At 57.9% G+C, this 25,678-nt stretch carries 22 protein-coding genes; 7 read left to right on the forward strand and 15 right to left on the reverse strand.

Translation table 11 applies throughout. The features are described from left to right. Window positions 1-80 precede the first annotated feature (80 nt). The 9 genes from BUE92_RS22445 to rpmH form a co-directional block, all read right to left on the reverse strand. On the reverse strand, window positions 81-953 hold the full coding sequence (locus tag BUE92_RS22445) for a ParB/RepB/Spo0J family partition protein (protein WP_003195890.1): 873 nt from the start codon (window positions 951-953) through the stop codon (window positions 81-83). A gap of 9 nt (window positions 954-962) precedes the next feature. Next, window positions 963-1,760 carry a ParA family protein gene (locus tag BUE92_RS22450; RefSeq protein WP_005792605.1) on the reverse strand — a complete coding sequence of 266 codons (798 nt, stop codon included), beginning with the start codon at window positions 1,758-1,760 and terminating at the stop codon, window positions 963-965. Window positions 1,761-1,778: 18 nt separating this feature from the next. Beyond that, on the reverse strand, window positions 1,779-2,423 hold the full coding sequence (gene rsmG / locus BUE92_RS22455) for a 16S rRNA (guanine(527)-N(7))-methyltransferase RsmG (RefSeq protein ID WP_003195893.1): 645 nt from the start codon (window positions 2,421-2,423) through the stop codon (window positions 1,779-1,781). Continuing rightward, complete coding sequence (gene mnmG, locus BUE92_RS22460) at window positions 2,420-4,312, reverse strand: tRNA uridine-5-carboxymethylaminomethyl(34) synthesis enzyme MnmG (RefSeq protein ID WP_073526481.1); 1,893 nt, start codon at window positions 4,310-4,312, stop codon at window positions 2,420-2,422. The genes rsmG and mnmG overlap by 4 nt, the downstream gene beginning before the upstream one ends. Before the next feature lie 550 nt (window positions 4,313-4,862). Next, a complete protein-coding gene (mnmE, locus tag BUE92_RS22470) occupies window positions 4,863-6,233 on the reverse strand; it encodes a tRNA uridine-5-carboxymethylaminomethyl(34) synthesis GTPase MnmE (RefSeq protein WP_073526335.1) in 1,371 nt (456 codons plus the stop codon). Window positions 6,234-6,312: 79 nt separating this feature from the next. Beyond that, window positions 6,313-7,995: a membrane protein insertase YidC gene (gene yidC, locus BUE92_RS22475; RefSeq protein ID WP_054898311.1), complete on the reverse strand. Its 1,683-nt coding sequence runs from the start codon at window positions 7,993-7,995 to the stop codon at window positions 6,313-6,315. Window positions 7,996-7,997: 2 nt separating this feature from the next. After that, window positions 7,998-8,243 carry a membrane protein insertion efficiency factor YidD gene (yidD, locus tag BUE92_RS22480; RefSeq protein WP_019816912.1) on the reverse strand — a complete coding sequence of 82 codons (246 nt, stop codon included), beginning with the start codon at window positions 8,241-8,243 and terminating at the stop codon, window positions 7,998-8,000. After that, entirely contained in the window at window positions 8,236-8,643 is a 408-nt protein-coding gene (gene rnpA / locus BUE92_RS22485) for a ribonuclease P protein component (RefSeq protein ID WP_020302575.1), read from the reverse strand. Before rnpA ends, yidD begins: the two co-directional genes overlap by 8 nt. A 13-nt stretch (window positions 8,644-8,656) precedes the next feature. Next, window positions 8,657-8,791: a 50S ribosomal protein L34 gene (rpmH, locus tag BUE92_RS22490; protein WP_003213577.1), complete on the reverse strand. Its 135-nt coding sequence runs from the start codon at window positions 8,789-8,791 to the stop codon at window positions 8,657-8,659. A 585-nt stretch (window positions 8,792-9,376) separates the two neighbouring features. On the opposite strand from rpmH, the gene dnaA reads away from it, so the two are divergent. Genes dnaA through gyrB form a run of 4 tightly spaced genes read left to right on the forward strand, consistent with a single transcriptional unit; the run spans window position 9,377 to window position 15,582 of the window. Then, complete coding sequence (dnaA, locus tag BUE92_RS22495) at window positions 9,377-10,894, forward strand: chromosomal replication initiator protein DnaA (RefSeq protein WP_073526336.1); 1,518 nt, start codon at window positions 9,377-9,379, stop codon at window positions 10,892-10,894. 38 nt (window positions 10,895-10,932) lie between these two features. Beyond that, window positions 10,933-12,036 (forward strand): DNA polymerase III subunit beta, encoded by a 1,104-nt coding sequence (dnaN, locus tag BUE92_RS22500; protein WP_003187250.1) that lies wholly within the window; start codon window positions 10,933-10,935, stop codon window positions 12,034-12,036. A gap of 20 nt (window positions 12,037-12,056) precedes the next feature. Next, entirely contained in the window at window positions 12,057-13,160 is a 1,104-nt protein-coding gene (gene recF, locus BUE92_RS22505) for a DNA replication/repair protein RecF (RefSeq protein ID WP_003187251.1), read from the forward strand. A gap of 4 nt (window positions 13,161-13,164) precedes the next feature. Next, complete coding sequence (gene gyrB / locus BUE92_RS22510) at window positions 13,165-15,582, forward strand: DNA topoisomerase (ATP-hydrolyzing) subunit B (protein WP_017528682.1); 2,418 nt, start codon at window positions 13,165-13,167, stop codon at window positions 15,580-15,582. A 104-nt stretch (window positions 15,583-15,686) separates the two neighbouring features. Here gyrB and BUE92_RS22515 read toward each other — a convergent pair whose 3' ends face one another. After that, window positions 15,687-16,409, reverse strand: coding sequence for a response regulator transcription factor (locus BUE92_RS22515; RefSeq protein ID WP_073526337.1), 723 nt, complete (start codon window positions 16,407-16,409; stop codon window positions 15,687-15,689). A gap of 411 nt (window positions 16,410-16,820) precedes the next feature. Here BUE92_RS22515 and BUE92_RS22520 point away from each other — a divergent pair, with 411 nt between their 5' ends. Further along, window positions 16,821-19,103, forward strand: a complete 2,283-nt coding sequence (locus tag BUE92_RS22520; RefSeq protein WP_073526338.1) for a CHASE2 domain-containing protein — start codon at window positions 16,821-16,823, stop codon at window positions 19,101-19,103. A 181-nt stretch (window positions 19,104-19,284) separates the two neighbouring features. On the opposite strand, the gene BUE92_RS22525 is transcribed toward BUE92_RS22520, so the two are convergent. The 4 genes from BUE92_RS22525 to glyQ form a co-directional block, all read right to left on the reverse strand. Then, entirely contained in the window at window positions 19,285-20,055 is a 771-nt protein-coding gene (locus BUE92_RS22525; RefSeq protein WP_073526340.1) for a lysophospholipid acyltransferase family protein, read from the reverse strand. A gap of 82 nt (window positions 20,056-20,137) precedes the next feature. Next, window positions 20,138-20,674 (reverse strand): D-glycero-beta-D-manno-heptose 1,7-bisphosphate 7-phosphatase, encoded by a 537-nt coding sequence (gene gmhB / locus BUE92_RS22530; protein WP_178380735.1) that lies wholly within the window; start codon window positions 20,672-20,674, stop codon window positions 20,138-20,140. A gap of 2 nt (window positions 20,675-20,676) precedes the next feature. Then, window positions 20,677-22,731 carry a glycine--tRNA ligase subunit beta gene (glyS, locus tag BUE92_RS22535; RefSeq protein WP_073526341.1) on the reverse strand — a complete coding sequence of 685 codons (2,055 nt, stop codon included), beginning with the start codon at window positions 22,729-22,731 and terminating at the stop codon, window positions 20,677-20,679. After that, complete coding sequence (gene glyQ / locus BUE92_RS22540) at window positions 22,728-23,681, reverse strand: glycine--tRNA ligase subunit alpha (protein WP_003187265.1); 954 nt, start codon at window positions 23,679-23,681, stop codon at window positions 22,728-22,730. Before glyQ ends, glyS begins: the two co-directional genes overlap by 4 nt. An 81-nt stretch (window positions 23,682-23,762) precedes the next feature. Here glyQ and BUE92_RS22545 point away from each other — a divergent pair, with 81 nt between their 5' ends. Continuing rightward, window positions 23,763-24,320: a DNA-3-methyladenine glycosylase I gene (locus BUE92_RS22545; RefSeq protein ID WP_073526342.1), complete on the forward strand. Its 558-nt coding sequence runs from the start codon at window positions 23,763-23,765 to the stop codon at window positions 24,318-24,320. A 40-nt stretch (window positions 24,321-24,360) separates the two neighbouring features. Beyond that, window positions 24,361-25,248 (forward strand): lysophospholipid acyltransferase, encoded by an 888-nt coding sequence (locus BUE92_RS22550; RefSeq protein ID WP_014716285.1) that lies wholly within the window; start codon window positions 24,361-24,363, stop codon window positions 25,246-25,248. Between the two features lie 113 nt (window positions 25,249-25,361). On the opposite strand, the gene BUE92_RS22555 is transcribed toward BUE92_RS22550, so the two are convergent. Next, window positions 25,362-25,667, reverse strand: coding sequence for a tetratricopeptide repeat protein (locus tag BUE92_RS22555; RefSeq protein ID WP_073526343.1), 306 nt, complete (start codon window positions 25,665-25,667; stop codon window positions 25,362-25,364). Between the last annotated feature and the right edge of the window lie 11 nt (window positions 25,668-25,678).

A 25,678-nucleotide genomic window follows, 5' to 3' on the forward strand; every position in this document is an offset into this window, starting at 1 on the left:
GCGCAGAGTATAGGGGCGGTTCAGCCCCTATTCAACTGTCGGGTAGTGATTTCCGATCACGCGCTACATAAGCAAATGTTTCAGCGGATGTGGGCAAGGACGCCTTGAAGCTCGTCAAGGGAGTTATATCCGATAACCAATTGCCCTTTGCCCTTCTTGCCGTGACGAATTTGCACCGCAGAGCCCAGGCGCTCGGCCAGGCGCTGCTCGAGTCGCGCGATATCCGGATCAGGCTTGGCGGTTTCGACCGGTGCAGGTTTTCCGCTGAGCCATTGGCGTACCAACGCCTCGGTCTGACGTACGGTCAGGCCTCGTGCGACAACGTGTCGCGCCCCTTCAACTTGTTGATTTTCCGGCAAACCGAGCAACGCACGGGCATGGCCCATTTCGAGGTCGCCGTGGGACAACATGGTCTTGATCACTTCCGGCAGCGCAATCAAACGCAACAAGTTCGACACTGTGACGCGGGACTTGCCCACCGCCTCGGCCACTTGTTGCTGGGTGAGTTGGAATTCCTGCTGCAAACGCTGCAACGCAATCGCTTCTTCGATCGGGTTGAGGTCTTCACGCTGGATATTCTCGATCAATGCCATGGCGATCGCGGTTTCATCCGGCACATCGCGCACCATCGCAGGGATGGTTTCCTTGCCGGCCTGCTGGCTGGCACGCCAGCGGCGCTCTCCGGCGATGATCTCGAAGCGGCCACCGCCAATGGGGCGCACCACAATAGGCTGCATCACGCCCTGAGCCTTGATCGAGTTGGACAGTTCTTCCAGGGCCTGCGGGTCCATGTCCCGACGTGGCTGGTATTTGCCGCGCTGGATCAGGTCCAGCGGCAAGTGCTGCAGCTCGCGCTCGTCGGCCTGCACCGCTTGTTCTTCAAGCGATGTGACGGTCGGACCACTCAACAGTGCATCCAGTCCACGTCCGAGACCTCGTTTCTTGACGGCCATGGGGATTCCTTAAGTTGGCTGGGCTGCAGCGGTACGTGAATTGCGGCGTTGACGGCGAACCATCTCGCCAGCCAATGCCAGGTAGGCAATGGCACCACGCGAGGATTTGTCGTACGCCAGCGCGGGCATGCCATAGCTTGGCGCTTCGGCCAGGCGGATGTTGCGTGGAATCACGGTGTCGTACAGCTGGTCACCGAAGTGCTCCTTGAGCTGCGCCGAGACATCGTTCATCAGGCTCAGGCGCGGGTCATACATGGTCCGCAGCAGGCCTTCGACTTTCAGGTTCGGGTTGAGCAACTCGGCAATTCGCTTGATGTTATCCACAAGGTCGCTCAGGCCTTCGAGAGCGAAGTACTCGCACTGCATGGGGATAATTACCCCATCGGCGGCCACCAGGGCGTTAAGCGTGAGCATCGACAGCGACGGCGGGCAGTCGATCAAAATGTAGTCGTAGTTTTCGCGGATAGGCGCCAAGGCGCTGCGCAGACGGCTTTCTTTCATCTGCATTTCCAGCAGCACCACTTCCGCCGCGGTCAGATCGCGGTTAGCCGGCAGCAGTTGGTAACCGCCGTGCTCGGAATAGTGCATGGCCTGGGCCAGGTCGCATTCGCCAATCAGCAAATCGTAGACCGAGTTTTCCAGGCCGTGTTTATCCACACCGCTACCCATGGTGGCGTTGCCCTGTGGATCGAGATCGATCAGCAGCACCCGACGCTTGGTCGCGACCAGGGATGCTGCGAGGTTGATACAGGTGGTGGTTTTACCCACACCACCTTTCTGGTTCGCAATCGCGAATACCTTAGCCATTCTTGCTTGTGTTCCCAATCATGCCGTGCGGCGCAGTATCAGCAGATGGCGTTGGCCTTGGCAACCAGGTACGGCCAAGGCGTGTTCGCTATCGAGGTGGAAGTCTGCCGGCAATGCTAACAGCTCGTCGCTTGGATGAACGCCCTTCATTGCCAACCAGCGGGTATCACGGTCGCCGAGGTGGCGCGTCCAGTTGCTGAAGTTCTCCATGCTGCTGAACGCCCGGGACACGATACCGTTGAAAGGCAATTCAGGCGTGAACGCTTCGACACGACTGTGGATAACTTGCAGGTTATCCAGCTTGAGTTCGAGTTTGACCTGAGTCAGGAAGCGGGTTTTCTTGCCGTTGCTGTCCAGGCAGGTCACGTGGGACTCAGGAAACAGGATCGCCAACGGGATGCCAGGCATGCCGCCGCCGCTGCCCACATCGAGCCAACGGCCATTTTCGATAAACGGCATCACGCTGAGGCTGTCGAGCAAATGCCGCGACACCATCTCGTCCGGGTCACGTACTGCGGTCAGGTTGTAAGCCTTGTTCCACTTGATCAACAGGGCCAGATAGCCCAGCAGTAGCTCATGCTGGGCTTCGGTCAGGGCCACGCCCAACTGGCGCGCTCCTGTGGATAACTCTTCGGCGTGTTGCGAGGTGACCAACGAACTCAAGCGCTTTGCTCCAACTGACGGCCCGCGCCGCGTTTTTTCAAATGAATCATCAACAGCGAGATGGCTGCCGGGGTGACGCCAGGGATACGTGAAGCCTGCCCGAGGGTTTCCGGCCGAGTTATCCCCAACTTGCTTTGAATTTCTTTCGACAACCCGGAAATCCCGGTGTAGTCGATATCCACAGGCAGCTTGGTGTCTTCACTGGCGCGCAGCCGGGCGATCTCGTCCTGCTGGCGATCAATGTAGCCTGCGTATTTGGTCTTGATTTCAACCTGTTCGGCAACCTGTGGGTCTTCTGCGCCCTGGCCAGTCACTTCGACCAGACCAGCGTAGTCGATTTCCGGACGGGAAAGCAGGTTGAGCAAGTTGTATTCATGGGTCAACGGCGTGCCGAATTTTTCTGCAATGGCGTCGCCCTGCTCCGTGCCCGGGCGAACCCAGGTACTTTTCAGACGTTGTTCTTCGAGCGCAATGCTTTCGCGTTTTTTGCAGAAGGCCGCCCAGCGGGCGTCATCGACCAGGCCCAGCTCGCGACCTTTTTCGGTCAAGCGCAGGTCGGCGTTGTCTTCGCGCAGGATCAAACGGTATTCCGCCCGAGAAGTGAACATCCGGTACGGTTCCTGGGTGCCCAGGGTAATCAGGTCGTCGACCAATACGCCGATATAGGCTTCATCGCGACGCGGGCACCAACTGTCTTTGCCCTGTGCACGCAATGCTGCGTTGGTCCCGGCCAGCAAACCTTGGGCGCCGGCTTCTTCATAACCGGTGGTGCCGTTGATTTGGCCGGCGAAGAACAGGCCGCCGATCACTTTGGTTTCCAGGCTGTATTTGAGGTCGCGCGGGTCGAAGTAGTCGTACTCGATGGCGTAGCCCGGACGCACGATGTGCGCGTTTTCCATACCGCGAATCGACTGCACGATCTGGATTTGCACATCGAACGGCAGCGAAGTGGAAATTCCGTTGGGGTACAACTCGTGGGTGGTCAAGCCTTCGGGTTCGATAAAGACCTGGTGGCTTTCCTTGTCGGCAAAGCGGTGGATCTTGTCTTCGATCGATGGGCAGTAACGCGGGCCGATACCTTCGATCACCCCAGAATACATCGGCGAACGGTCGAGGTTCGCGGCAATGATTTCGTGGGTGCGCGCATTGGTGTGGGTAATCCAGCAACTGACCTGCTGGGGGTGCTGCTCCTTGGAGCCCATGAATGACATGACTGGAATCGGGGTATCGCCAGCTTGCTCGGTCATCACCGAGAAATCCACAGAACGCCCATCGATACGCGGTGGCGTCCCTGTTTTCAGGCGGCCGACACGCAACGGCAATTCCCGCAGGCGTTTGGCCAAGGCAATCGACGGCGGATCACCCGCCCGACCGCCGGAATAGTTCTGCATGCCGATGTGGATAAGCCCGCCGAGGAATGTACCTGTGGTCAGTACAACCGAATCCGCATGAAAACGCAGACCCATTTGCGTAACGACACCGCGTACCTGGTCCTGCTCAACGATCAAGTCATCGGCTGCCTGCTGAAATATCCACAGGTTCGGCTGGTTTTCCAGGGTTTCACGTACCGCTGCCTTGTACAGGATACGGTCAGCCTGGGCACGGGTGGCGCGCACGGCCGGGCCTTTGCGGCTGTTGAGCACACGAAACTGAATACCACCTTTGTCGGTGGCCATGGCCATCACGCCGCCAAGGGCATCGATTTCCTTGACCAGATGGCTTTTGCCAATCCCGCCAATCGCGGGGTTGCAACTCATGGCACCGAGGGTTTCCACGTTGTGCGTCAGCAACAGGGTTTTCACGCCCATGCGTGCTGACGCCAGTGCTGCCTCGGTACCGGCATGACCGCCGCCGATGACGATCACTTCAAAACGGGAAGGGAAATCCACCACGCACCTCGTGCCTGCTTATGTAGGTAATCAGGAATTGTTTGTTGAACGGGTTTTACAGCTTTGGCGGCAAGTATAGGGACTTAGCCCCTCCTAAAGAACCCTTTGCACAAAATTTAACCAGCTGTGGATTAATCACGAACAATAGAAATTAAAAGAGAGAAATTTATTAAATCTTTGTTTTTATGTTTATTTCTACTGAGCAAGATTTCTGTGGATAGATTGCTGTAGGCCTTTATTTACGCAACGTACAGAGATTCAAAAGTCTGTGATCATGTACCCTTGAGGCCCTTGGATAAGCGCTTTAAGCCTGTGGATTAAACAGGTGGTTATCCACAGACGGCTTTTTACTCAGGTTTCGAGCCCTGTTATCAACTGGGCACAAGGACGGTTATTCACAGGGCTTAACCCACAGAAATACCTTCACAGGCGTCAATATCGCCCACGAAAAAGTCGTATCTCTCGATGTGATTTTCAGATTAGGTATCGAATGCTCTGAAACGAGCAGAACAGGCAGGCACGAATGGCCTGCCTGGTATCAGCGTAAAAGCTATTTGCCGATGCAGAAACTGGAAAAGATCCGTCCCAGCAAGTCATCCGAGCTGAACGCCCCGGTGATCTCTCCCAACAGTTGCTGCGCCTGACGCAGGTCTTCAGCCAGCAGTTCTCCGGCGCCCGCCAAGGTCAGTTGTGCCCGGCCGTGCTCCAAGGCCGCACTGGCATGACGCAGCGCCTCCAGATGCCTGCGACGTGCACTGAAGCTGCTTTCCGAGGTCTGCTCATAGCCCATGCACGCCTTGAGGTGGTCACGCAGCAGTTCCAGGCCTTCACCTGCCGACTTGGCGCTCAGGCTGATCGTGACATGGCCATCCGCGCTGGTCTCCAAGGCGATACTTTCGCCGGTGAGGTCAGCCTTGTTACGGATCAAGGTGACTTTGGCCGGGTCTGGCCGTTGTTCAAGGAATTCGGGCCACAAGGCAAAAGGATCCACAGCTTCCGGTGCAGTGGCATCCACCACCAACAACACACGATCGGCTTCGCTGATCGCCTTGAGCGCACGTTCCACGCCGATCTTTTCCACCTGGTCGTCGGTGTCGCGCAGGCCGGCGGTGTCCACCACGTGCAGCGGCATACCGTCGATGTGGATATGTTCACGCAAGATATCCCGGGTAGTGCCGGCGATCTCGGTGACAATGGCGGCCTCACGCCCTGCCAGGGCATTGAGCAGGCTGGATTTGCCGGCATTGGGCCGGCCGGCAATCACTACCGTCATACCATCGCGTAGCAAGGCACCCTGCCCGGCTTCGCGCAGCACTGTGGATAACTCATCGCGGACTTTATCCAGCATCGCCAACACATGGCCATCCGCCAGGAAGTCGATTTCTTCTTCCGGAAAATCAATCGCGGCTTCGACGTAGATGCGTAGGCTGATCAACTGCTCGGTCAAGTTATGCACACGCAAGGAAAAAGCCCCCTGCAATGAGCGCAACGCGTTGCGTGCAGCCTGTGCAGAACTGGCTTCGATCAAATCGGCGATGGCTTCGGCCTGGGCCAGGTCGAGCTTATCGTTCAAGAATGCGCGTTCGCTGAATTCCCCTGGTCTGGCCAGGCGGCAACCCAATTGCAAGCAGCGCTGCAGCAGCATATCCAACACCACAGGACCACCGTGCCCTTGTAATTCAAGGACATCTTCACCGGTGAACGAGTTTGGCCCTGGAAAATAGATAGCCAGACCCTCGTCCAGTACGCTTTGGTCGGCATCCAGGAACTGGCCGTAATGGGCATAACGGGGTTTCAGCTCCCGGCCGCTGATGGCCTGGGCTGCTACGCCCGCCAACGGTCCGGAAATTCGAACGATACCGACGCCGCCCCGACCTTGAGCGGTGGCGACAGCAGCGATGGTTTCACGAGGAGCGCTCATCAGCAGGTTCCAGAACAAAAGTGACGGAAAGCAAAACGCCCCACTAGGGGGCGTCTTGAGTGGTCATCCACAGAGTAAATTACGCCTCGGCTTTCTTGGTAGCCGCTTCGATTTTACGTGTGATGTACCACTGTTGAGAGATCGACAACACGTTGTTGACCACCCAGTACAGTACCAAGCCAGCAGGGAACCACAGGAAGAAGAAGGTGAAGATGATTGGCATCATTTTCATCACCTTGGCCTGCATCGGGTCCGGTGGGGTTGGGTTCAGACGCTGCTGGATAAACATGGTCGCGCCCATGATGATCGGCAGGATAAAGAACGGGTCTTTGATAGACAGGTCAGTTATCCACAGCATGAACGGCGCTTGGCGCATTTCCACGCTTTCCAGGAGCACCCAGTAAAGCGACAGGAATACCGGCATCTGTACCAGAATCGGCAAGCATCCACCCAGCGGGTTGATCTTCTCTTTCTTGTACAGCTCCATCATGGCCTGCGACATTTTCTGCCGGTCATCACCATGTTGTTCTTTCAACGCGGCCAGTTTCGGAGCGACGGCACGCATACGCGCCATCGACTTGTAGCTGGCTGCCGACAGAGGGAAGAAAAGCCCTTTGATCAGCATGGTCAGGAAGATGATCGACCAGCCCCAGTTACCGACGATGCTGTGGATATGTTGCAACAGCCAGAAGATCGGCTGGGCAATGAACCACAGGAAGCCGTAATCCACAGTCAGTTCCAGACCTGGGGACAACTCTTTCAATACGGCCTGGCTTTTAGGGCCGGCGTACAGGGTAGCGCTGGTTTCAGCCTTGGCACCTGGAGCGACGGTCAACGCCGGGCCAGTGAAGCCAATGATGTAGTTGCCCTGGCTGTCCTTGCGGGTTTGAACCAGGTTCGCGTCACCCTTGTTGGGAATCCAGGCGGTCACGAAATAGTGCTGCAGCCACGCTACCCAGCCACCTTGGACGGTTTCTTTCAGCGTGCCCTTGTCGATATCTTTCATCGACACTTTTTTGTACGGCTCGTTACTTGTCCACAGGGCGGCGCCCAGATAAGTCGCGGTGCCGGTGGCGGTGCTGGAAGACGGATCGGAGCTGGCGTCACGCTTGAGCTGGGCAAACAGGTTGCCGCTCCAGGCTTTGTCGCTGGTGTTGTCGATCAGGTAAGTGACCTTCAAATCGTACAAACCGCGGGTAAAGCTGAAACGCTTGATGTAGTTGACACCGTCGAGGCTGAATTTCAGGTCGACGTTCAACTGGTTCTGGCCGTCTGCCAGTTGATAAGTCTTTTGTTCGGTCGAATAAACCGGACGACCGGTAGCACGTGCATCCGGACCATTGGTGCCGGTCAGGCCGCTTTGCGCCAGATAAGTACGTTCACCGCCGTTATCGAACAGTTGAAACGGCACATCCGGATGGTCTTGGCGACGTGGATACAGCGGCAGCTTCAGCTGTGCGATATCACCACCCTGTGGGTCGATAGCCAACTCGAGCACATCCGTTTTCACGTGGATGAGGTCTTTGTTGGTGACCACTGGCGTTTCTAACGGGGCACTTGTCTCGCCATTCGCGCTGGGTACATCGGCACTCGCGGACGCATTGTTACCCAGCGGGGTGTCCGGAATAGCCGGCGCAGCCTGATTGGTAGCAACATTCTGAGTCGGCAGGGCAGCCTGACCGTAGTCCTGGTTCCATTTAAGGACCATGACATAGGACACGATTGCCAGGGCGACGATCAGGATTGTGCGTTTAATATCCATGATTACTCGGCCATCGAAGAAGAACGGGAGGTAGGGATAGGTGGAACCGGGTCATAACCACCGGGATTCCACGGATGACAGCGACCTAAACGACGAAAGGTCAGCCAGCCACCGCGCAGAAGACCATGATTTTCTATGGCCTCTAACGCGTAGCAGGAACAACTGGGGTAGAAACGACAGTGACTGGCCATCAGAGGACTAATGGCATAGCGATAAAACTGGATCGGAACGATTGCCAGTTTACGCATCAAGGCTGTCTACCCCTACAGTTTCGGTGCTGACTGCTGGTGCTGGCTTGTGGGTACGCGCCAAACGTTTCCAGAGCTTGCCGAAATGCTGAATCAATTCGGGGTTTTCTACATCACCCAAGCCTTTGCGCGCGACGATAACAATATCCCAACCAACCAGAGTGTCCTGGTGGAGGCGAAACGATTCGCGCATCAGACGCTTGAGGCGATTGCGCTCAACGGAGAGCTTTACGCTCTTCTTGCCGATCACCAACCCGAGACGGGGGTGATCAAGATCGTTGTTACGCGCAAGGAGCAGGAGATTTTTCCCCGGAACCTTGCCGGTGGGGGAGTCAAAGACTGCCTTGAAATGCCGGGGGGTTAGCAGACGCTTTTCCCGACTGAAGTCCTGACTCACCACCAGTACCGGATTATCAAACTGCCAGACGCGCACGACCTTTGGCGCGGCGACGCGACAGGACAGCACGGCCGTTCTTGGTAGCCATGCGAGCACGGAAGCCGTGAGTACGGGCGCGTTTGATGGTGCTTGGTTGGAAAGTACGTTTCATGGCGTTGTTACCTGGTTCGTCCACAACGGGCCGGAATGGCCCCCGTTTTAAGAGACCGGCGATTCTAGAGAAAGCAAGCCTCTAGGTCAATTTCCAACCAGCTTTTCCTTTAATTAGATGTCGACGGGGTCCTGACGCCCTTCTCCCCGTTTGGCTTCCATCCGCCATGCCATAGATATAAAAATAAAGAAGGAAGTTATTTAAAGCTTTTCTGTAAAGCTTATAAAAGCTAGGGGCGCGATCATCTGTGGATAACTGCCTTAAGCCCTTGTTCCACGTGTTGTACAGAGAATGACAACACGGGGGAGAAGCGGTGCTCTGCCTGTGCTGCGCTATCGGATAAGCTGTGTGTGGAACCGGTAGTTATCCACAGGCCAGTTACCCACAGACTTTTGCCCCCACTTGTGCAACGAGCTCAGGTAGGTTTATCCACAGAGCTTATGCACAGACCACTGGTCGCCTTTTTAGCGGTTAAGGCATTGATTTTGGGTGGCCTGTGAGCAACCTACATGTGGATAAGTGGACGGCTGGCCGCTACAATGGCGGCTGTTTTTGCCTCACCGGCTTTCAACTTAGGGGATATCCGTGTCAGTGGAACTTTGGCAGCAGTGCGTGGAGCTTTTGCGCGATGAGCTGCCTGCCCAGCAATTCAACACCTGGATCCGTCCGCTACAGGTCGAAGCCGAAGGCGACGAGTTGCGTGTCTATGCGCCCAATCGTTTTGTCCTCGACTGGGTCAACGAGAAGTACCTGGGCCGCGTTCTCGAATTGCTCGACGAACATGGCAACGGTCTGGCGCCTGCTCTCTCCTTATTAATAGGCAGCAAGCGCAGCTCGGCTCCCCGAGCCGCGCCGAATGCGCCATTGGCCGCCGCCGCGTCGCAAGCCCAGGCCGCAGTGGCGCCTGTCGCCGCAGCGCCTGCACCGACAGCTGCGCCGTCCAAGCCGTCGTCGCGCAAAAATGCGCCAGAGAGTGAGGAGCCGTCCCGCGACAGCTTCGACCCGATGGCCGGTGCCAGCTCCCAACAGGCGCCTGTGCGCGCCGAGCAACGTACTGTTCAGGTAGAAGGCGCGCTCAAGCACACCAGCTACCTGAACCGCACGTTTACCTTCGAGAACTTTGTCGAAGGCAAGTCCAACCAGCTGGCTCGAGCGGCTGCCTGGCAGGTCGCCGATAACCCCAAGCATGGTTACAACCCGCTCTTCCTTTATGGCGGCGTGGGCTTGGGTAAGACGCACTTGATGCACGCCGTCGGTAACCACCTATTAAAGAAGAACCCGAATGCCAAGGTGGTTTATCTGCATTCGGAGCGCTTCGTGGCCGACATGGTCAAGGCCTTGCAGCTCAACGCAATCAACGAGTTCAAACGTTTCTACCGCTCCGTTGATGCCTTGTTGATCGATGACATTCAGTTCTTCGCCCGCAAGGAACGTTCCCAAGAGGAGTTCTTCCACACCTTCAACGCCCTGCTCGAAGGTGGCCAGCAGGTCATCTTGACCAGTGACCGTTACCCGAAGGAAATCGAAGGCCTGGAAGAACGTCTGAAGTCGCGTTTCGGCTGGGGCCTGACGGTTGCAGTCGAGCCACCGGAGCTGGAAACCCGCGTTGCGATCCTGATGAAGAAGGCCGACCAGGCTAAAGTCGATCTGCCGCACGATGCTGCGTTCTTCATCGCCCAACGCATCCGTTCCAACGTGCGTGAGCTGGAGGGCGCGCTCAAGCGGGTCATCGCCCACTCGCACTTCATGGGCCGCGATATCACCATCGAGCTGATTCGCGAGTCCTTGAAAGACTTGTTGGCCTTGCAGGACAAGCTGGTGAGTGTGGATAACATCCAGCGCACCGTGGCCGAGTACTACAAGATCAAGATTTCCGACCTGTTGTCCAAGCGCCGTTCGCGCTCGGTCGCACGTCCACGCCAGGTTGCCATGGCCCTCTCCAAGGAGTTGACCAACCACAGCCTGCCGGAAATCGGTGATGTGTTTGGCGGACGCGACCACACCACGGTCTTGCACGCATGCCGCAAGATCAATGAACTTAAGGAATCCGACGCGGATATTCGCGAGGACTACAAGAACCTGCTGCGTACACTGACTACGTGATGACACCAGCGCAGCTTATTAAGGCAAGGGACTAGACCATGCATTTCACCATTCAACGCGAAGCCCTGTTGAAACCCCTGCAACTGGTCGCAGGCGTCGTCGAGCGCCGACAGACCTTGCCGGTGCTTTCCAACGTATTACTGGTGGTCGAGGGCCAACAGTTGTCCTTGACCGGTACCGACCTGGAAGTCGAACTGGTGGGGCGCGTCCAGCTCGAAGAGCCCGCCGAACCGGGCGAGATCACCGTGCCGGCGCGCAAGCTGATGGATATCTGCAAAAGCTTGCCCAACGATGCGCTGATCGACATCAAGGTGGATGAGCAGAAGCTGGTGGTCAAGGCAGGCCGCAGCCGTTTCACCCTGTCAACCTTGCCGGCCAATGACTTCCCAACCGTGGAAGAAGGCCCGGGCTCGCTGACGTGCAGCCTGGAGCAAAGCAAGCTGCGTCGCCTGATCGAGCGCACCAGCTTCGCCATGGCCCAGCAGGACGTGCGTTACTACCTCAACGGTATGCTGCTGGAAGTATCGGAAGGTATCATCCGCGCCGTGGCCACCGACGGTCACCGTCTGGCGATGTGCTCGATGCGTGCCGATATCGGCCAGCCCGATCGTCACCAGGTAATCGTTCCACGCAAAGGTATCCTTGAACTGGCGCGCTTGCTCACCGAGCCGGACGGCAACGTCAGCATCGTGTTGGGCCAGCACCACATTCGCGCCACCACCGGCGAGTTCACCTTCACTTCCAAGCTGGTAGACGGCAAGTTCCCGGACTACGAGCGGGTATTGCCTAAAGGTGGCGACAAACTGGTGGTCGGTGATCGTCAGGCTCTGCGTGAAGCCTTCAGCCGTACGGCGATTCTGTCCAACGAAAAGTACCGTGGTATTCGCCTGCAGCTGGCCAACGGCCAACTGAAAATCCAGGCCAACAACCCGGAACAGGAAGAGGCAGAAGAGGAAGTGGGTGTCGACTATAACGGCGCTTCGCTGGAAATCGGCTTTAACGTGAGCTACCTGTTGGACGTGCTGGGTGTCATGACCACCGAACAGGTTCGCCTGATCCTGTCGGACTCCAACAGCAGCGCCTTGGTACAAGAATCCGATAACGACGACTCGGCTTACGTTGTCATGCCGATGCGCCTGTAATCATGCTCAGCAGAAGCTAGATGTCCCTTAGTCGCGTCTCGGTCACCGCGGTGCGCAATCTGCACCCGGTGACCTTCTCCCCTTCCCCCCGCATCAACATCCTCCATGGCGCCAACGGCAGTGGTAAAACCAGCGTGCTGGAAGCCATTCACCTGCTGGGGCTTGCGCGTTCCTTCCGCAGTGCCCGTTTGTTACCCGTGATTCAGTATGAACAATTGGCCTGTACCGTATTTGGCCAAGTGGAACTGGCTGAGGGCGGTCATAGCAGCCTGGGGATATCGCGTGATCGCGGTGGCGAATTTCAGATCCGAATCGACGGTCAAAATGCGCGCAGCGCAGCGCAATTGGCAGAGATCCTGCCGTTGCAACTGATCAACCCCGACAGCTTTCGATTGTTGGAGGGGGCCCCGAAAATCCGTCGGCAATTCCTCGACTGGGGTGTGTTCCACGTGGAACCACGCTTCATGGCCACTTGGCAGCGCCTGCAGAAGGCCCTGCGGCAGCGGAACTCATGGCTGCGGCATGGTACACTTGACGCCGCTTCGCAAGCAGCCTGGGACCGTGAACTGTGCCTGGCCAGCGACGAAATAGATGAATACCGCCGCGCCTATATCAAAGCCTTGAAACCAGTCTTTGAGCAGACCTTGAGCGAGTTGTTGGACCTCGAGGGGCTGACGCTGAGTTATTACCGGGGTTGGGACAAAGAACGTGAGCTGAGTGCAGTGCTCGCAACGTCCTTGCAACGGGATCAGCAAATCGGACACACCCAGGCCGGCCCCCAGCGTGCTGATTTGCGCCTTAGATTAGGTGCACACAATGCTGCGGATATCTTGTCCCGCGGCCAGCAGAAGTTGGTGGTCTGTGCGTTGCGTATCGCGCAGGGCCATTTGGTTAGCCAGGCTCGACGCGGTCAGTGTATTTATTTGGTGGATGACTTGCCGTCTGAGCTCGATGAGCAGCACCGCCGCTCGCTATGCCGCTTGTTGGAAGACTTACGCTGCCAGGTGTTTATCACCTGTGTAGACCACGAATTATTGAGGGAAGGCTGGCAGACGGAAACGCCAGTCGCTTTGTTCCACGTGGAACAAGGCCGTATCACCCAGACCCACGACCATCGGGAGTGAAGGCATGAGCGAAGAAAACACGTACGACTCGACCAGCATTAAAGTGCTGAAAGGTTTGGATGCCGTACGCAAACGTCCCGGTATGTACATTGGCGACACCGATGATGGTAGCGGTCTGCACCACATGGTGTTCGAGGTGGTCGATAACTCCATCGACGAAGCTCTGGCCGGTCACTGCGACGACATCAGCATTATCATCCACCCGGATGAATCCATCACCGTGCGTGACAACGGTCGTGGTATCCCGGTAGACGTGCACAAAGAAGAAGGCGTTTCGGCGGCAGAGGTCATCATGACCGTGCTCCACGCTGGCGGTAAGTTCGACGACAACTCCTATAAAGTATCCGGCGGTTTGCACGGTGTAGGTGTGTCGGTAGTGAACGCCCTGTCCGAAGAACTGATCCTCACTGTCCGCCGTAGCGGCAAGATTTGGGAGCAGACCTACGTCCACGGCGTACCACAGGAACCGATGAAAATCGTCGGCGATAGTGAAACCACGGGTACCCAGATCCACTTCAAGCCATCGGCTGAAACCTTCAAGAACATCCACTTCAGCTGGGACATCCTGGCCAAGCGGATTCGCGAACTGTCCTTCCTAAACTCCGGTGTTGGCATCGTCCTCAAGGATGAGCGCAGCGGCAAGGAAGAGCTGTTCAAGTACGAAGGTGGCCTGCGTGCGTTCGTTGAATACCTGAACACCAACAAGACTGCGGTCAACCAGGTGTTCCACTTCAACATCCAGCGTGAAGACGGCATCGGCGTCGAAATTGCCCTGCAGTGGAACGACAGCTTCAACGAAAACTTGTTGTGCTTCACCAACAACATTCCACAACGCGATGGCGGTACTCACCTGGTGGGTTTCCGTTCCGCGCTGACGCGTAACCTGAACACCTACATCGAAGCGGAAGGCTTGGCGAAGAAACATAAAGTCGCCACCACCGGTGACGATGCCCGTGAAGGCCTGACGGCGATTATCTCGGTCAAGGTACCGGATCCGAAGTTCAGCTCCCAGACCAAAGACAAGCTGGTGTCTTCCGAAGTGAAGACCGCGGTTGAACAGGAAATGGGTAAGTACTTCTCCGACTTCCTGTTGGAAAACCCGAACGAAGCCAAGCTGGTTGTCGGCAAGATGATCGATGCTGCCCGCGCCCGTGAAGCCGCGCGTAAGGCCCGCGAGATGACCCGCCGTAAAGGCGCGCTGGATATCGCCGGCCTGCCAGGCAAACTCGCTGACTGCCAGGAGAAAGACCCTGCCCTCTCCGAACTGTACCTGGTGGAAGGTGACTCTGCTGGCGGTTCCGCCAAGCAGGGGCGTAACCGTCGCACCCAGGCCATCCTGCCGTTGAAGGGCAAGATTCTCAACGTTGAGAAGGCCCGCTTTGACAAGATGATTTCCTCCCAGGAAGTCGGCACCTTGATCACGGCATTGGGTTGCGGTATTGGCCGCGATGAGTACAACATCGACAAGCTGCGTTACCACAACATCATCATCATGACCGATGCTGACGTCGACGGTTCGCACATCCGTACCCTGCTGCTGACCTTCTTCTTCCGTCAGTTGCCGGAGCTGATCGAGCGTGGCTATATCTACATCGCCCAGCCGCCGTTGTACAAAGTGAAAAAGGGCAAGCAAGAGCAATACATCAAAGACGACGACGCCATGGAAGAGTACATGACGCAGTCGGCCCTGGAAGATGCCAGCCTGCATTTGAATGACGAAGCGCCGGGCATCTCCGGCGAGTCGCTGGAGCGCCTGGTCAACGACTTCCGTATGGTCATGAAGACGCTCAAGCGCTTGTCGCGCCTGTACCCTCAGGAGCTGACCGAGCACTTCATCTATCTGCCGGCCGTGAGCCTGGAGCAGTTGGGCGATCACGCCGCCATGCAGGATTGGCTGGCCCAATACGAAGTGCGCCTGCGTACTGTGGAGAAGTCTGGCCTGGTATACAAAGCCAGCCTGCGTGAAGACCGTGAACGTAACGTATGGCTGCCAGAGGTCGAACTGATCTCCCACGGCCTGTCCAACTACGTCACCTTCAACCGCGACTTCTTCGGTAGCAACGACTACAAGACCGTGGTTACCCTCGGCGCTCAGCTGAGCACCCTGCTGGACGACGGTGCTTACATTCAGCGTGGCGAACGCAAGAAGCAGGTCAAGGAGTTCAAGGAAGCCTTGGACTGGTTGATGGCGGAAAGCACCAAGCGTCATACCATCCAGCGCTATAAAGGTCTGGGCGAGATGAACCCTGATCAGCTGTGGGAAACCACCATGGACCCTGCTCAGCGTCGCATGCTGCGCGTGACCATCGAAGACGCTATTGGCGCAGACCAGATCTTCAACACCCTGATGGGTGATGCGGTCGAGCCTCGTCGTGACTTCATTGAGAGCAATGCCTTGGCGGTGTCTAACCTGGATTTCTGATCAGGCACATCTGCTAAAAACAAAAAGGCCAACGCTTAGCGTTGGCCTTTTTTATTGGTCCGCAGACCCGAATTTTTAAATGCTCCACGTGGAACATCGGCAAACTAACTTTGCGCGGCGGGTGTCACACTCTCCAACCGATACCCGTACCCATAGATCGTCAACAGCTGCCAACCGCGATCGGCTGTCAGCCCCAGCTTGTTACGCAGGCGGTAGATATGCGTGTCCAACGGCCGCGACGACACCATTTCTTCGTGGCTCCAGAACCGCTCATACAGGTACTCGCGAGACAGCGGTCGGGCCAGGTTGGCAAATAGACAACTTGCCAAACGGTATTCCCTCTCTGTCAGGTTAATGGGTTTGCCTGCGCGGGTGACGGTCAGTTCGGCATCGTCGAACGTCAAATCGTTAAAGCTCTGCACTTCCTGGGTAGCCGACTTCTGCAAACCGTGGCGCCGCAGGACGGCGCTGACTCGGGCTTTGAGTTCGTTGGGCCGAAACGGCTTGCTGACATAATCATCCGCCCCGCTGTTCAACGCCGTTACGATGTCACTCTCGGCATCGCGACTGGTGAGCATGATCACAGCAGGGGGCGATTCCATGTGCTCGCGAGTCCAGCGCAATAACGCGATCCCGGAGATGTCCGGCAGTTGCCAGTCAAGGATCAGCAGGTCAAAGGTTTCCCGACGTAGCTGGCGCAGCAGGTCTTCACCACGTTCGAAAAAATGCAGCGACCAAGGCTGTTCAGCCGGGCCGGGAATCTGTCGCAGTGTCTGTTCCACCCGTCGCAACTCCGCGGGTTCGTCATCCAGTATTGCGACACGCATGGGCGGGGTCCTTCCTACAAAAATACGCGAGCTTGAATGGGGGGCAGATGCTGTACAAATGCCGGCCGATGAATCTGAATAATTATGGACGGATTCTACAGTGCCTGGATCTCTCGATACGCTGAAAGCGCCGTAAACTCCACCCACTACGTCCTCAAAGAAAGATACCGGCTCCTGTCGGTCAGGAAAAGGGTCGGTGCCGATCGCCTCGTCGGTGCGTTATGCCTGCTTCAATGTGCGGTATCGTTCATTGCGCGGTCGCGCGAAGTTCCCCAATGAGACCCAAATAAGCTTCACTGGTTTCAGAACACCGTATGCACTTCATCGCAACCCCATGGAGAGGGATCCTGGGCTTATGAAATCTTTACTCAATGACCATCCACTCCTTGGCACCCTCTTGGCGGTAGCCCTGTGAACCTATGGCGCAAAACCGAGAAACGCCAACCTACCCAGGCCCAACTTTTGTTTCATGGGCTGGTTCGTGAGTGGCTGTTGATCGGTTTGGTGCTCCTGCCCTTCACCGCCTACTTATCCTTGAGCGCGGGCCTGGCACTCAACAATCCGCTCTATGACAGCCTGCGCCGCCTGACGCCGTTACCGGTAGATCCACGCATCGTTCTGGTGACCATTGATACGCCCAGCCTGGAAGCACTCGGCCCGTGGCCTTGGCCGCGCAGCGTGCACGCCGAGCTGATTGAACGCCTGAGCGCCGCACAGCCAGCGGGCATTTTGTTTGACGTGATCTTCAGTGAGCCCGGCGACAATAATGACGACCAACGACTGGCCGATGCCGTATGCAAAGCCGGCAATGTATTGCTGCCCATCGCCGGGGACAGCAGCGTCAGTCCCAAGGCCCAGGTAACGCCGTTGTCGCCACTGCTCAAGTGCGCCAAGGGCGTTGGACACATCAATGTCGAAGCGGATAACGACGGAGTGGTCCGCAGCGTGTATCTACGTGAAGGCCCGCCGGGTCAAACGCTTCCTCAGTTGGCGTGGCTGGCATTCGCCATGAGCGAGCAGGCTGTGGTGACGATGCCGGGCCTGCCGCAAGAACCTGCTGGAAGTCACTGGCACCAGGAACATGAAATCCGTGTGCCGTTCACTTCGGAACCAGACCATTTTCCCAGTGTGTCCTACGTCAGCGTATTGCGCGGCGAGGTACCTCCCGAGTCGCTGCGTGGTCGCCTGGTTCTGATCGGCGCCTCAGCCTATGGCATGGCCGATCGTTTCGTGACGCCGCTCTCTTCCACGGTAGGTACCACAGCGGGGGTTGAGATCCAGGCGGACGTACTGAATGGTTTATTGCAGGGCCGCAGCATCGTCGATCTGCCCGGCTGGCTGGCGGCGTTGCTGGCAACGTCCCTGGTGACCGTGCTGTTGGGCCTTCTGCTTGTGCGCCCACGCTACGCCCTGTGGATGACCTTGGCAGGCATGGCCGTGGCTTTGCTGGGTTCATGGGCCTTATTGCGCCTGGGCCACTGGTGGAGCCCCGCAGCGTGCCTGATCGGTTTGTTGCTGAGTTACCTGATCTGGAATTGGCGACGTCTGAGCGTAATCCTCGCCTACTTTGGCTGGGAACTGGCCCGCCTGGATAACGAACCCAAGGTGCTTCCGGAACGTCGTCGCGCGCCCGCCAGTAAGGGCGATGTGCTGCAAGGGCGGATCTTTGCCCTTGAACAAGCCGTCAGCCGTACCCGCGATACGCGGCGCTTTATGGCTGATGGCCTGGAGTGCCTGCCTGTAGCGACCCTGATCACCGATCCCCAGGGCAGTATCCTGTTGGCCAACCGCGTGGCCCGTGAAGTATTCGGTAATGACCTTGTCGGCGAAAACCTCGTCGAACAGCTCGCCGACTTGGGTTATCCCCCGCTGCACAATGGTGTGCGCCCTGCCCTGTCGGCGCTGGAACTGGTCGAATTTCGCGATATCCACCAACGCAGTTTGCGCATGGAACTGGCACCTTTGCTGCCTGCCGAAGGAGATTTTGCCCTCGGCTGGTTGTTGAGCCTGACGGACCTGAGCAAGGAGCGTGAAGCCCAGCAGCACCGCGAAACGATGCTGCGTTTCCTTTCCCACGACCTGCGTGCACCGCATTCAGCGATCCTCGCCCTGCTGGACGTGCACAACGGGGAGTCCCCGGTGTTTACCCAGATCGAACAGCAGGTACGGCGAGCCTTGAGCCTGACCGAATCCTTTGTGCAATTGGCCAAGGCTGAAGCGGACGGCTACCAGTTCCAGCCCACCCTGTTTGCCATGCTGGTGATGGACGCCTTTGATCAAGTAGCGGTGATTGCGCAGTTGAAGGGCATCCATTTGGTCCACGACCTGGATGAGGCGGATGAGGCCATGGTCTATGCCGACCAATCGCTGCTCACCCGAGCATTGTTCAACGTGCTGGAGAATGCGATCAAATACTCCCCATCCGGCACCACCGTCAGGTTGAGGCATGGCAGTGCGCAAGGCTGGTTGGAATGCAGGATAAGCGACCAGGGGCCGGGTATTGCGCCTAAGGATCTACCGGAGTTGTTCAACCAATACCGACGTTTCGATTCGGCCCAGGGCAGTGAAGGTCTTGGGTTGGGCCTGACCATGGTCAAGGCGGTAGTAGAACGGCACGGAGGGCGCATCGTGTGCGAAAGTGAGCTGGGCAAGGGCTCGACGTTTATCCTGCTGCTACCGCTATTGGAGGACTGAAAAAGCGGCTTTTCTGCTGTGCATAAAAAACCGGTCACAAGGACCGGTTTTTTTATGAAGAAAAAACTTATGCACGTTTTTCTGAATTTTATGAGCTTCAGAAATATGTAAGTAAATCAGCTTGTTATGAAGCAAAAAAGCCAATTCGCCAACAAAGCGTACACAGGTTATCCACAGATGCTCAAACGGCCGGCGTCTCCACCACCACCGGTTCCGGAGGCAGGGAGCCCATGGCCCGTTGCTGCGCCTCATTCCACGCCGCAGCGCGGTCGTTCAGGGCGGCGATGGCACGTGGTCCTTCGCCTTCTGCGTACATCGGTTCGCCGATCACTACGGTGATAGTGCCTGGGCGTTTAGCCCAGCCAGTCTTGGGCCAGAACTTGCCGGCGTTATGCGCAATCGGCAGCACAGGCAGGTTGGCGTTGACCGCCAGGGCGGTACCACCACGTGAGAACTTGCCCACGGTACCGTAGGGCACCCGCGTGCCCTCAGGGAAGATCAGCACCCAGACGCCGTCCTTGAGCAACTCATCGCCCTTCTTGGCGACATGCTTGAGCGCGGCCTTGGGGTTGTCCCGGTCGATGGCGATCGGACGCAACATGGCCATGGCCCAGCCGAAGAACGGTACATACAGCAGCTCGCGCTTGAGCACCTGGCTCAACGGCGAGAAGTACGCCGAGAGGAAGAACGTCTCCCAGGTGCTCTGATGGTTCGAGAGAATCACGCACGGCTGATCAGGGACGTTTTCAGCGCCCTTGACCTCGAAACGAATATCCAGAAACACCTTGCTCAGCCACAACGCGCAGCGGCACCAGTAGACGTTGATAAAGCGATAACGCGCCTTGAAGGGCAGGAATGGTGCAATAAAAAAGCTCAGGGTGCACCAGAGAAACGAACTGGTGCCCAGCAGCAGGTAAAAGAAAAAGGTTCTGATGGCCTGCAAGATCGACATGGCGGCATTTACCGTTGCGGGACACGGCCCGCCTGTTAAAAGCGCACTCCCGAACAGTCCTTGGTCAGGAAGTCGAGGGCGGCTAGTTGTTGATAAGTTCTGCGGCAACGGCCGCCAGATCGTCAAAAATCAAGGTGCCTACCGGCAGGTTTTTAGCCTCGGTCTTTTCGCCTTTTCCGGTTTTAACCAAAACTGGCTGAGAGTCGACGGCTTTGGCCGCCTCCAGGTCACCGAGGCTGTCCCCGACGAACCATATCCCAGCCAAGGGCACCTTGTAATGTTCTGCAATAATTTTCAACATGCCAGGCTTGGGCTTGCGGCAATCGCAGCCTTCGTCCGGCCCGTGGGGGCAGTAGACCACCAGCCCCACCTCACCGCCCTGCTCGGCCACTAACGTGCGCAAACGCGCATGCATAGCCTCCAGGGTCGTGATGTCGTAGTAACCGCGGGCGATGCCGGACTGGTTGGTGGCGATGGCCACCGTCCAGCCGGCTTTGCTCAACTGCGCGATGGCCTCGATCGAACCGGGCAGCGGGATCCACTCCTCCACCGACTTGATGTAAGCGTCGGAGTCGTAGTTGATCACCCCGTCCCGATCGAGAATCAGCAGTTTCAACATGGTCAGCCCAGTACGGAGATGTCGGCGATATTGATGAACAAACCACGCAGGCGCGCGAGCATGGCGTAGCGGTTTTTGCGCACGCCGGCATCGTCGGCATTGATCATCACCGCTTCGAAGAACGCATCCACCGGCTCGCGCAACGACGCCAGGCGCGCCAGCGCTTCAGCGTAATTACGCTCGGCGATCAGCGGCTTCACGGCGTTCTCGGCCTTGGCGATGGCTGAGTTCAGCGAGAACTCCTTGGCATCGGCGAACAGGCCCGGGTCGACTTCAGCAGTGCTGAGGTTGTCGGCCTTACTCAGCAGGTTCGACACACGCTTGTTCACGGCAGCCAGGGCATCGGCTTCCGGCAGCTTGCGGAACGCTTGTACGGCTTGTACGCGCTGGTCGAAGTCCAGTGCCGAACCCGGTTGCAGCGCACGCACCGACAGGTAGACGGAAACGTCTACGCCTTCGTCTTCATAACGCGCACGCAGGCGGTCGAACACGAACTCCAGCACTTGCTCGGCCAGGCCGGCTTGCTTGACCTTGGTGCCGAACTGGCCGACGGCAAATACCACGGCCTGGGTCAGGTCGAGGTCCAGCTTTTTGTCGATCAGGATACGCAGCACGCCCAAGGCCGCACGGCGCAGGGCATACGGGTCTTTGCTGCCGGTGGGCAGCATGCCGATACCGAAGATACCCACGAGCGTGTCCAGCTTGTCGGCAATGGCCACGGCCGCACCGGTCAGGGTGTTCGGCAGTTCTGCACCGGCACCGCGCGGCATGTACTGCTCGTTCAAGGCCAGGGCGACATCATCCGGCTCGCCGTCGTTGAGGGCGTAGTAGTAACCGGCCACGCCTTGCATCTCAGGGAACTCGCCGACCATTTCGGTGGCCAGGTCGCACTTGGACAGCAAGCCGGCACGGGCGGCCCAGGCTGCGTCGCCGCCGATACGTGGGGCAATGTAGGCCGCCAGCTTGGAAACACGCACGGCCTTGTCGTAGACGCTGCCGAGTTTTTCCTGGAACACCACGTTTTGCAGGCGCAGGTTGAAGTCTTCCAGCTTCTGCTTCTTGTCTTGCTTGAAGAAGAACTCGGCGTCGGTCAGGCGCGGGCGCACGACTTTTTCGTTACCGGCGATGATCTGCTGCGGGTCTTTGCTTTCGATGTTGGCCACGGTGATAAAACGCGGCAACAACTTACCGTCCACATCCAGCAGGCAGAAGTATTTCTGGTTGTCCTGCATGGTGGTGATCAAGGCTTCTTGCGGCACATCGAGGAAACGCTCTTCGAACGAGCACACCAGCGGCACCGGCCATTCCACCAGGGCGGTCACTTCGTCCAGCAGGCTTGGCGGCACGATGGCGGTGCCTTCCTGCAGGCGGGCCAATTCTTCGGTGCGCTTGCTGATCAGCTCGCGGCGCTCATTGGCGTCGGCCAGCACATAAGCAGCGCGCAGGTCGTTGAGGTAATTGGCCGGCGAAGTGATGCGCACGCTTTCTGGATGATGGAAGCGGTGACCACGGGAATCACGACCGGCCTTCTGGGCGAGGATGGTGCAATCGATGACCTGGTCACCGAGCAGCATCACCAGCCATTGGGTCGGACGCACGAACTCTTCCTTGCGCGCACCCCAGCGCATGCGCTTGGGGATAGGCAGGTCGTTCAGGGAATCTTCAACGATGGTCGGCAACAGGCTGGCGGTCGGCTTGCCGGTGATGACCTGGCTGAAACGCAGTTTCGGGCCGCTCTGGTCGATCTCGCTCAGCTCCACGCCACACTTCTTGGCAAAGCCAAGGGCAGCCTGGGTCGGGTTGCCTTCGGCGTCGAAAGCCGCCTGGCGCGGTGGGCCGTCCAGGTTGATGCTGCGGTCCGGCTGCTGGGTTTCCAGCGCGGTCAACAGCACAGCCAGGCGGCGCGGCGCGGCGTAGACCTTCTTGGCTTGAAACTTCAGGCCGGCAGTTTGCAGGCCTTTTTCGATACCGGCCAGGAACGCATCGGCCAGGGTATTGAGGGCCTTGGGTGGCAGCTCTTCGGTGCCCAGTTCAACCAGGAAATCTTGAGCACTCATTGTGCAGCCTCCAGCTTAGCCAACACTTCATCACGCAAATCCGGGGTTGCCATCGGGAAGCCCAGCTTGGCGCGAGCCAGCAGGTAGGCTTGGGCGACGGAACGCGCCAGGGTGCGCACACGCAGGATGTATTGCTGGCGCGCAGTAACCGAAATAGCACGGCGGGCATCCAGCAGGTTGAAGGTATGGGACGCCTTCAACACCATTTCATAGCTTGGCAACGGCAGCGGCTGGTCGAGTTCGATCAGGCGCTTGGCTTCGCTTTCATAGAAGTCGAACAGTTCGAACAGCTTGTCGACGTTGGCGTGTTCGAAGTTGTAGGTGGACTGCTCCACCTCGTTCTGATGGAACACATCGCCGTAGGTCACCTTGCCGAACGGGCCGTCAGCCCACACAAGGTCGTAGACCGAGTCCACGCCTTGCAGGTACATGGCCAGGCGCTCAAGGCCATAGGTGATTTCGCCAGTGACCGGGTAGCACTCGATGCCGCCGGCTTGCTGGAAGTAGGTGAACTGCGTCACTTCCATGCCATTGAGCCAGACTTCCCAGCCCAGGCCCCAGGCGCCCAGGGTTGGCGATTCCCAGTTGTCTTCGACGAAACGGATGTCGTGTACCAGTGGGTCCAGGCCGACATGTTTCAGCGAGCCCAAATACAGCTCCTGGAAGTTGTCCGGGTTGGGCTTCAATACCACCTGGAACTGGTAGTAGTGCTGCAGACGGTTCGGGTTTTCGCCGTAGCGGCCGTCAGTCGGGCGGCGACTGGGCTGCACATAAGCGGCGTTCCAGGTTTCCGGGCCGATGGCCCGCAGGAATGTAGCGGTGTGGAAAGTGCCGGCGCCTACTTCCATATCGTAGGGCTGAAGTACCACACAACCTTGCTCGGCCCAGTATTGCTGGAGGGCGAGGATCAAGTCTTGGAAGGTACGCACGGCTGGCGTAGGCTGGCTCACGAAATTCACCTGTTACTTGGGCTGCGATTTAAAGAGCGGGAGTATACCCGATTCGGCCCCGCCACCACTCCCTGGAGCCTTATGCCACGCTGCTTTTGGTGTTCTGAAGATCCGCTGTACATGGCTTATCACGATCAAGAGTGGGGAACGCCGCTACGCGATGCGCAGGGTTTGTTCGAGTTGCTTTTGCTCGAAGGGTTCCAGGCAGGCCTGTCCTGGATCACCGTTTTACGCAAACGCGAGCATTATCGAAAGGTGTTGTTCGGCTTTGACGCGCAGCGTCTGGCGCAATTGAGCGATGAGGAAATCGAGGTGCTGATGCAGGACCCGGGCATCGTGCGCAATCGCTTGAAGCTCAACGCTACCCGGCGCAACGCAGCGGCCTGGCTGGCGCTGGAAGACCCGGTGGGGTTGCTGTGGTCGTTTGTCGGCGGCAAACCCAAGGTCAATCACTTCAAGGATCGCAGCGACGTCCCGGCGATTACGCCCGAAGCCGAAGCCATGAGCCGCGCCTTGAAAAAGGCCGGCTTCACCTTCGTCGGGCCGACCATCTGCTACGCCTTCATGCAGGCCTCGGGCATGGTCATGGACCACACCCAGGACTGCGACCGTTACGCGGACTTGGTCAACGCCGGTTAGAATGCCGGCTTTGCGCACCACACACGATCAGGAGTGACCTGTGGAAAAGTTTAAAGGCGCCTTGCTGGTAGGCGCTCTTCGGTTGTTTGCCCTGCTGCCCTGGCGCGCTGTACAAGCCGTCGGCACAGGGATCGGCTGGATCATGTGGAAAACCCCCAACCGTTCCCGCGATACGGTGCGGATCAACCTCTCCAAATGCTTCCCGGACATGGACCCGGCAGAGCGCGAGCGCCTGGTGGGCCGCAGCTTGATGGACATCGGCAAGTCTTTGACCGAAAGCGCCTGTGCGTGGATCTGGCCGGCGCAGCGCTCCATCGACCTGGTCCGCGAAGTCGAAGGCCTGGAAGTGCTGCACGAGGCCCTGGCTTCTGGCAAAGGCGTGGTGGGTATCACCAGCCACCTGGGCAACTGGGAAGTGTTGAATCACTTCTACTGCAGCCAGTGCAAACCGATCATTTTCTATCGCCCGCCCAAGCTCAAGGCCGTGGACGAGTTGCTGCGCAAGCAGCGCGTGCAGTTGGGCAACCGCGTGGCGGCTTCCACCAAGGAAGGCATTCTCAGCGTGATCAAGGAAGTGCGCAAAGGCGGCCAGGTGGGCATTCCTGCCGACCCTGAGCCGGCTGAGTCCGCCGGGATCTTCGTACCGTTTTTTGCCACCCAGGCGCTTACCAGCAAGTTTGTGCCGAACATGCTTGCGGGCCACAAGGCGGTGGGTGTGTTCCTGCATGCCCTGCGGCTGCCGGACGGTTCGGGCTACAAGGTGATCCTGGAAGCGGCGCCGGAGGACATGTACAGCACCGATACCGCGACGTCCTGTGCGGCGATGAGCAAGGTAGTTGAGCGCTATGTCGGTGCTTACCCGAGCCAGTACATGTGGAGCATGAAGCGCTTCAAGAAACGCCCGCCGGGTGAGGCGCGGTGGTATTGACGTGAACCATCCTGTAGGAGCGAGCTTGCTCGCGAAGGTCGCCAACGATGACGCGGGCATCCTGAATGAGCGCGGCGTCTTCAAGTTTTTCGCGAGCAAGCTCGCTCCTACCGTTATTTGTCCAGCTTCTTGAGGAATACCGTCATTTCTTTTTCGGCCTGTTTGTCGCCATGAGCCTGAGCCGCTTCGATGCCCTTCTTCCAGGCCTGCCGCGCTGCGGCCTTATCACTCAGTCCTAGCTGCGCCTTGCCCAACAACTTCCACGCCGCCGAATACTTCGGATCGAACTCCACGCATCGCTGCAAATGCTCGGCCGCCTTGGCGTTGTCCTTCAGGTCCAGGTAACCCTTGCCCAGGCCAAAGCGCAGCAGCGAATTGTCCACACCCTTGGCGAGCATTTTTTCCAGGGAATCGAGCATGTCGGTCACTC

Origin of the sequence: Pseudomonas fluorescens (assembly GCF_001902145.1) — a bacterium.
Taxonomy (GTDB): domain Bacteria; phylum Pseudomonadota; class Gammaproteobacteria; order Pseudomonadales; family Pseudomonadaceae; genus Aquipseudomonas; species Aquipseudomonas fluorescens_BV.